At 29.9% G+C, this 7,765-nt stretch carries 4 protein-coding genes; 3 read left to right on the top strand and 1 reads right to left on the bottom strand.

What is annotated here, in order from left to right:
- The 3 genes from ABY863_RS02040 to ABY863_RS02030 form a co-directional block, all read left to right on the top strand.
- Positions 1 to 2,040 (top strand): gliding motility-associated C-terminal domain-containing protein (locus ABY863_RS02040; protein WP_372792591.1); only part of this gene is annotated, 2,040 nt, incomplete at its 5' end.
- A gap of 13 nt (positions 2,041 to 2,053) precedes the next feature.
- Positions 2,054 to 2,974, top strand: a complete 921-nt coding sequence (locus tag ABY863_RS02035; RefSeq protein ID WP_372792590.1) for a type IX secretion system membrane protein PorP/SprF — start codon at positions 2,054 to 2,056, stop codon at positions 2,972 to 2,974.
- An 18-nt stretch (positions 2,975 to 2,992) separates the two neighbouring features.
- The gene (locus ABY863_RS02030; protein ID WP_372792589.1) at positions 2,993 to 4,903 is read left to right on the top strand and encodes an OmpA family protein; all 1,911 of its coding nucleotides are present in this window, start codon (positions 2,993 to 2,995) and stop codon (positions 4,901 to 4,903) included.
- 693 nt (positions 4,904 to 5,596) lie between these two features.
- Here the strand turns inward: ABY863_RS02030 and ABY863_RS02025 are convergent.
- The gene (locus ABY863_RS02025) at positions 5,597 to 7,627 is read right to left on the bottom strand and encodes a M3 family metallopeptidase (RefSeq protein WP_372792588.1); all 2,031 of its coding nucleotides are present in this window, start codon (positions 7,625 to 7,627) and stop codon (positions 5,597 to 5,599) included.
- Positions 7,628 to 7,765 lie beyond the last annotated feature (138 nt).

Genomic DNA, 7,765 nt, shown 5'->3' with positions numbered 1-7,765 from the left:
TATACTTCATCACAGAGTGGAATTACTTATGAGAGTACAAATGCAGCGGGATGTGTTCATACCGAAACATTGAATTTAACGATCACCGAAAGCACCGCTCATACAACAGTAGCAGAAGCTTGTGATACGTATACTTGGGCCGCTCCATTAGGAAACGGACAAACGTATACAGCATCAGTAAGTGGAATTACTTATGAGAGTACAAATGCAGCGGGATGTGTTCATACCGAAACATTGAATTTAACGATTACCGAAAGCACCGCTCATACAACAGTAGCAGAAGCTTGTGATACGTATACTTGGGCCGCTCCATTAGGAAACGGACAAACGTATACAGCATCAGTAAGTGGAATTACTTATGAGAGTACAAATGCAGTGGGATGTGTTCATACCGAAACATTGAATTTAACCATTACCGAAAGCACCGCTCATACAACAATAGCAGAAGCTTGTGATACGTATACTTGGGCCGCTCCATTAGGAAACGGACAAACGTATACAGCATCAGTAAGTGGAATTACTTATGAGAGTTTAAATGCAGCGGGATGTGTTCATACCGAAACATTGAATTTAACGATTAATGAAACTCCTGACATCACTAATCCTGGTGATCAAACAGCTTGCGATAGTTTTACTTTACCAACTATATTAGGTACAAATCTAACAGGAAATGAAGCTTATTATGATGATAGCCAGTTAAAAGGTGGGCAACTTATATTAGGCCCAATTACGACAACACAAATTGTATGGATTTATGACTCTACATTATTAAATAATGATGGAGGGAAAAGTGAACTTTCAAGTTTAGGTAAACCAGTGAATTTCTGTAGTGACGAGGAGAGTTTTATGGTAACCATCAACAATAGCACAACTTCAACAGAAGATATTACAGCTTGTGATAGTTATACTTGGAATGAAGTTGCTTATACAGAAAGTGGAGTTTATACTTTTGAGAGTGAGAATGAAGTAGGATGTATAAATACAGCAACGTTAAACTTAACCATCAACTATAGCACAACTTCAACAGAAGATATTACGGCTTGTGATAGTTATACTTGGAATGAAGCTACGTATACAGAAAGTGGAGTTTATACTTTTGAGAGTGAGAATGAAGTAGGATGTATAAATACAGCAACGTTAAACTTAACCATCAACAATAGCACAACTTCAACAGAAGATATTACGGCTTGTGATAGTTATACTTGGAATGAAGTTACGTATACAGAAAGTGGAGTTTATACTTTTGAAAGTGAGAATGAAGTAGGATGTATAAATACAGCAACGTTAAACTTAACCATCAACAATAGCACAACTTCAACAGAAGATATTACGGCTTGTGATAGTTATACTTGGAATGAAGTTGTTTATATAGAAAGTGGAGTTTATACTTTTGAGAGTGAGAATGAAGTAGGATGTATAAATACAGCAACGTTGAATTTAACAATTAATAATGGTGTAACAGAATTTACAGATATTATTTGTGACGATTTATTTGATATTAATGGTGACCCTGTACAATCTATTGATTTGAATAACTATTTAAGTATAGCTGCAAATGATGAAGGAGAATGGGTAAGTTTAGATACTTCAGGTAGATTAATAACAGGTAGCACATTTAATGTTATTGATTTAGAAAATGGAATATATAATTTTACATATACATCTAGTCTAGGTTGTGTTTCAAATCTTTCATTAGAAAAGGATTGTATTGTATTCCCTTGTTCAACTGCAGACGATATATCTAAAGTTGTAACTGCAAATAATGATGGTGTAAATGATACATTTAGAGTAGGGTCATTAGCAGGTGATGACGGTGGTTGTAAATATATAGTTAAAATATTTAATCGTTGGGGAAAAATTGTATTTGAATCTAATGATTATAAAAATAACTGGGGTGGTTACCATAATAACTCTGGTTTAACTATGGGTACAAATAATAAATTACCTACAGGAACTTATTATTATATTGTTAATGTAATAGTTCCTGACGGAGAATTGTTACAACCAATAACAGGATATATTTATTTAGGAACTAATTAATAAAAATATAACTATGAAGCGTTTAATTATAATTATAGTATTGCTAATTTTAGGGTTTGAGTATTCTAATGCGCAGCAATTACCACAGTTCACGCAATATATGTATAATACAATAGCTGTTAACCCAGCTTATGCTGGTAGTAGAGGAGCGTTAAGTATAGTTGGATTGAATAGAAATCAGTGGGCAGGATTTGATGGGGGACCACAAACTCAAACTTTATCAATTCATTCACCATTGCGAAATGAAAAAGTTGGATTAGGGTTGTCAATGATTAATGATAAAACTGGTTATGAGAATTTGACATATATCTATGGAGATTTTTCATACACTATTCAAGGGAATGATAAGTTTAAAATTAGCTTCGGTTTAAAAGCAGGGTTAACCACCTATAAATTAGCAAGTGAATTGTACAATTCAGCCGTGAATGGGAATGATCAATATTTTAATGATAGGTTGGATAGAGTGAATCCTAATTTTGGAGCAGGTATCTTGTTACATAGTGAGAGATGGTATTTAGGTTTATCAATTCCAAAACTTTTAACGAATGATTTAAATAATTCTGAATATACTGCTTTAGAAGTAGTTCATTATTATGGTATTGGAGGCTATGTTTTTGATTTGAATGAAAACATAAAATTAAAACCTTCATTTATGCTTAAATACACCAAAGGAGCAGCTTTATCAACAGATTTAACGGCAAACTTATTATTTGATGAAAAATTTTGGTTAGGAGGTTCATATAGAATTAATGGAAAACAAAGAGCTATTGGAGCTCTTGTAGATTTTCAAGTTTCTGAACAGTTTAGAATAGGTTATACTTACGAAATACCAACGGGTGAAATTAGACCTTATACAACAGGATCTCATGAGATTTTATTAATGTACGAGTTTAAATACACGAAAGCTAAAATGAAATCACCTAGATATTTTTAATCAGATAGAACTAAAATTATGAAAACTATAAAATTAGCAACAATTGTTTTTTTATTGATATGTTCATCTTCATTTGGACAATCGGGAAAATTGAAAAGAGCGGACAGACTATATAACAGTTTTTCGTTTGTAAAAGCAATTGAAAAGTACGAGAAATTAATAGATACAAATTTTAATAAAAGTTATGTAACTCGAAAATTGGGTGATTCTTATATGTATTTAAGAAAACCTAAAGAAGCTGCTGAAGTTTATAAATATGTTGTACAACAAGAAAATGTTCCTGTAGAATATTATTATTTCTATGCGCAAGCATTAAGAGGCGTAGGTAATTATGATGAATCAAAAATATGGATTGATAAGTATAAACAAGAAGCAAGTAAAGACTCAAGAGTTACTGAATTTTTAGATAAAGAGGATTTTATAAGTGCTATGTTTAATTTAAAAAAACAATATTCATTAACTAAAACGAATTTTAATACACCTTTTAGTGATTTTGGAGCCGTTGAATATAATAATGAAGTTGTATTTGTATCTTCAAAAGACGAAGGAGTATCAACTAAAAGAAAATATGCTTGGAATGCCCAGCCATTTTTAGACCTTTATCAAGTTAAAAAAGGAGGTTCAGTTGAACAAGCTGAAAAAATAAAAGGAGATGTAAATTCTATATATCATGAAGGTCCAGCTTCGTTTACAGCTGATGGAAAAAAAATGTATTTCACAAGAAATAATTTTTTTGAAGGTGAAAAGGGGTCTGATAAACATGGGATAAATAACCTTAAAATATTTAGTGCGGAGTTAGTGAATGGAGTTTGGACCAATATTAAAGGAGTTCATTTTAATAATGATGAATATTCTGTTGGGCATCCTTCAGTAAGTAGTGATGGCAAAAAATTATATTTCACTTCAGATATGCCAGGCGGTATAGGTGGTGCAGATATTTATGTAGTAGCTATAAATGAAGATGGGACATTAGGAACCCCAAAAAATATGGGTAACATTGTGAATACAGAAGGAAATGAGATGTTTCCATTTATTCATAATGAAGGAACTTTATTTTTCTCTTCTGATGGTCATGTAGGTTTTGGTTTGTTAGATATTTTTGCAACCATAGAAGATGAAAACAATTCTGTTGTAAATATTTTAAATCTTGGAGAACCTATAAATAGTTTAAAAGATGATTTTTCTTATTATTTATCAGAAGAAGGTTTTGATGGGTATATTTCTTCAAATAGAGAAGGTGGTGTTGGAGATGATGATATTTATAAATTTACAAGAATACCACCATTAATGCTTAAAGGTCAGATTTTTGATGACGCAAATAATGAGCCTATCGTTGATGCTAAAGTAGTTTTAAAAGATGCTAATGGAGAGGAAATAGCTTATTTTATAACAGAAGCAAATGGATATTATGAACATATTGTAGACAGAGACGCCAACTTTACATTAGAAGGTTCAAAAGAAAAATACACCAGTTTAACCAAAGAATTTAATTCATTTAATTTAGATAAAGAAAAGGAATTAGTTGTTAATTTAAATGTAGGTTTAAAACCTATTGAAGATGTAGTTTTGTTAGCTGATTTAGAAATTATTTATTTTGATTTGGATAAATCCAATATTAGACCTGATGCTGCGTTAGAATTAGATAAGGTTGTTGCTTTAATGAATAAATATCCAGGTATGGTAATTAGATTAGAGTCACATACTGATAGTAGAGCAAATGATCAATACAATTTAGCATTGTCTAATAGACGAGCAAAATCGACTTACGAGTATATTATTTCTAACGGAATAGATTCAAGTAGAATTACAGAATATAAAGGTTTTGGGGAAACTCAATTGGTTAATAAATGTTCGAATGGTGTAAAATGTTCTAAAGAAGAACACCAATTGAATAGAAGAACAGAATTTGTTATTATAAAAATGAAATAAAAATTTAGCAGTCGTACAATAAGAAACTTTGATTATACTACCGTTGTGGGGACGACAATTTTCTCAAGTTATTATTTGCGGCTGCTTTTTCTTAAAATATTTAAAGAGCTTTGCTAGAATTTTTTAATATAAATTCTAGCAAAGTTCTTTTTTTTTAATCAAATTTAATAGGACTAAAGAGAAATTTTAAGCAACTAACTATTTATAAGGTTTTTAAATTTTTGGGATACGGTTTTTTAAACTCAGAGTTATTATTCCGTTAATTTGTAACTAGCAAAACATTTTAGCATAACCACTTCAGAGTTACAATTAGTACTCTAAATACTATTATTCAAATTATATTAATGAAATTAGGGAAGTTTGAATTTTGATTTTCTTAAAAAAAATCATCAAGCTTACTTTTGCATAAAACCAAGCTTGATGATTTTGTTGTTTAATTAATCAAATAGGGGTTGTATTTGGGGTTGATTAATTTGTGGGCAATATGTCAAATCAAATTTCACGAGTTTAATTTGGGGTAATGAAATTTTAACAGTGCTAAATTACAATAAATTATTTATTAAACAAAAAATAAATCGAATAATTTACCATTTGTTTGAGAAAAACAACCAAATATTTATTAAATCGTGTATTTTATAATATTCATGATATTCGTTTATGATATAAATATATCTTTTATTTCTATCATTTCAACTACTTTAATAATCCGGCTCGCTTAAGTAAAGCAGTATTTGTTGGTTTTTGACCTCTGAAATTAAGATATAAATCCATTGGTTTTTCAGTGCCACCTTTTGTTAAAATAGCATCTTTAAATTTTTGAGCAATTTCTTTATTAAAAATACCTTTTTCTAAAAATAAAGAAAATGCATCAGCATCTAAAACTTCTGCCCATTTATAAGAATAATAACCCGAAGAATAACCTCCTTGAAAAATGTGAGAAAACGAAGTGCTCATACAATTCTCTTTAACATCAGGAAATAATTGAGTGTTTTTAAAACTTAAAGTTTCAAATTCTTTTACATCTTTTATTTCAGAAGGGTTTTTACTATGCCAATTGAGATCTAATATTCCAAAGCTTAACTGTCTAAGTGTTTGCATTCCTTCCAAAAAGTTAGAGGATTTTTTTATTTTTTCAATGAAATCCATAGGAATGGATACATTACTTTCATAATGTTTAGCGAAAAGATTTAGAGCTTCTTTTTCATAACACCAGTTTTCTAACAACTGACTTGGAAGTTCTACAAAATCCCAGTAAACATTTGTTCCAGATAAACTTGGGTATACTGTATCTGCTAGCATTCCGTGTAATGCATGTCCAAATTCGTGAAACAGCGTGGTAACTTCATTAAAAGTTAGTAATGAAGGTTTAGTTTCAGTAGGCTTTGTAAAATTACATACAATTGAAATATGTGGTCTTGAGTTTTCTCCATCTTTTTTCCATTGTCCTTTAAAAGAAGTCATCCAAGCACCATTTCGTTTACCTTTTCTCGGAAAAAAATCAGCATAAAAAACCGCAATATAATTACCGGTTGAATCTGTGACTTTATAAGTTTTAACATCTTCGTGGTATTTGTCTATGGTATTAATTTCTTCAAACTGTAAATCAAATAGTTTGTTGGAAACGGTGAATACACCTTGTATTACATTTTCTAATTTAAAATATGGTTTTAGTTGTTCTTCTTCTAAATCAAAAAGGTCTTTTTTAAGTTTTTCTGAGTAATATGCACTATCCCATTTTTCAAGTTGATGAATTCCATCTTTTTTAGCAAAATTTGAAAGATTTTCAAATTCTTGTTGTGCAGCAGGCAAGGCTTTTATTAATAAATCATCTAAAAAAGTAATTACGTTTTTAGGAGATTCGGCCATTCGCTCTTCTAAAACAAAATGAGAATGAGATTCATATCCTAAAAGAGTGGCCCTTTTATATCTTAATTTAACTAAGTCTAAAACTATTTGTTGGTTGTTAAATTCATTGTCTTGAAATGCTTTTGCCCCAAATGCTAGAGCCATTTTTTTTCTAAGTAATCGATCATCTGCATAAGTTATAAATGGAATATAACTTGGATAATCTAAAGTGAAAATCCAACCTTCCTTGTCTTTTTGTTTGGCAACCATTTGCGCAGCTTCTATTGCGCTTTTAGGCAAACCTTTTAATTGTTTTTTATCAGTTAAATGAAGCTCAAATGCTTGTGTTTCAGCCAGTACGTTTTCTCCAAATTTTAATTTTAATGTTGAAAGTTTAGCATCAATTTTTCTAAGTTCTATTTTATCGCTTTCATTTAAATTAGCACCATTTCGTACAAAACTTTTGTATTTTTTTGTTAACAAAGTGTCTTGTTCAGGGCTTAAATTAAGTTCGTTTTTTATATCATAAATTAATTGTATTCTTTTAAATAGTTGTTTATTTAAAGTAATATCGTTTGAAAACTCACTTAGCATTGGTGAAACTTCTTGAGCAATTTTTTGAATCTCATCATTGGTTTCTGCCGAGTTTAAATTATAAAAAATACTTGAAATTCGATCCAATATTTGTCCCGAAAATTCTAATGTTTCTAAAGTATTTTCAAAAGTTGGAACTTCAGTATTGCTTGTAATTACATCAATTTCTTCTTTAGCTATTTTAATAGCCTCAATAAAAGCAGGTTTAAAATGTTTGTTTTTAATTTTTGAAAAAGGAGCAGTTGAATAAGGTGTGTTAAAATTATTTAATAATGGATTTTTCATTTTTTCAAGTAGGAATAATTGTTATTGTGTAAAGATATTATATTGTATCTAATTTTGAATATGGCGAGTTATAATTAATAATGAACCATAGTTTAAGTGTGATTTAATATGTTTTTTTTGTTAAAAAATATACTAAAG

The sequence above is a fragment of the Lutibacter sp. genome (genome assembly GCF_041562875.1).
In the GTDB taxonomy this organism is placed as follows: domain Bacteria; phylum Bacteroidota; class Bacteroidia; order Flavobacteriales; family Flavobacteriaceae; genus Lutibacter.
Note: the sequence above shows the minus strand (reverse complement) of the source record. Positions and strands in the feature narration are given on the sequence as shown.

Bases quoted from the DNA above. Each gene is read 5' to 3' on its own strand.
- ABY863_RS02035 (WP_372792590.1), top strand. From the start codon at position 2,054: ATGAAGCGTTTAATTATAATTATAGTATTGCTAATTTTAGGGTTTGAG.
- ABY863_RS02030 (WP_372792589.1), top strand. From the start codon at position 2,993: ATGAAAACTATAAAATTAGCAACAATTGTTTTTTTATTGATATGTTCA.
- ABY863_RS02025 (WP_372792588.1), bottom strand. From the start codon at position 7,627: ATGAAAAATCCATTATTAAATAATTTTAACACACCTTATTCAACTGCT.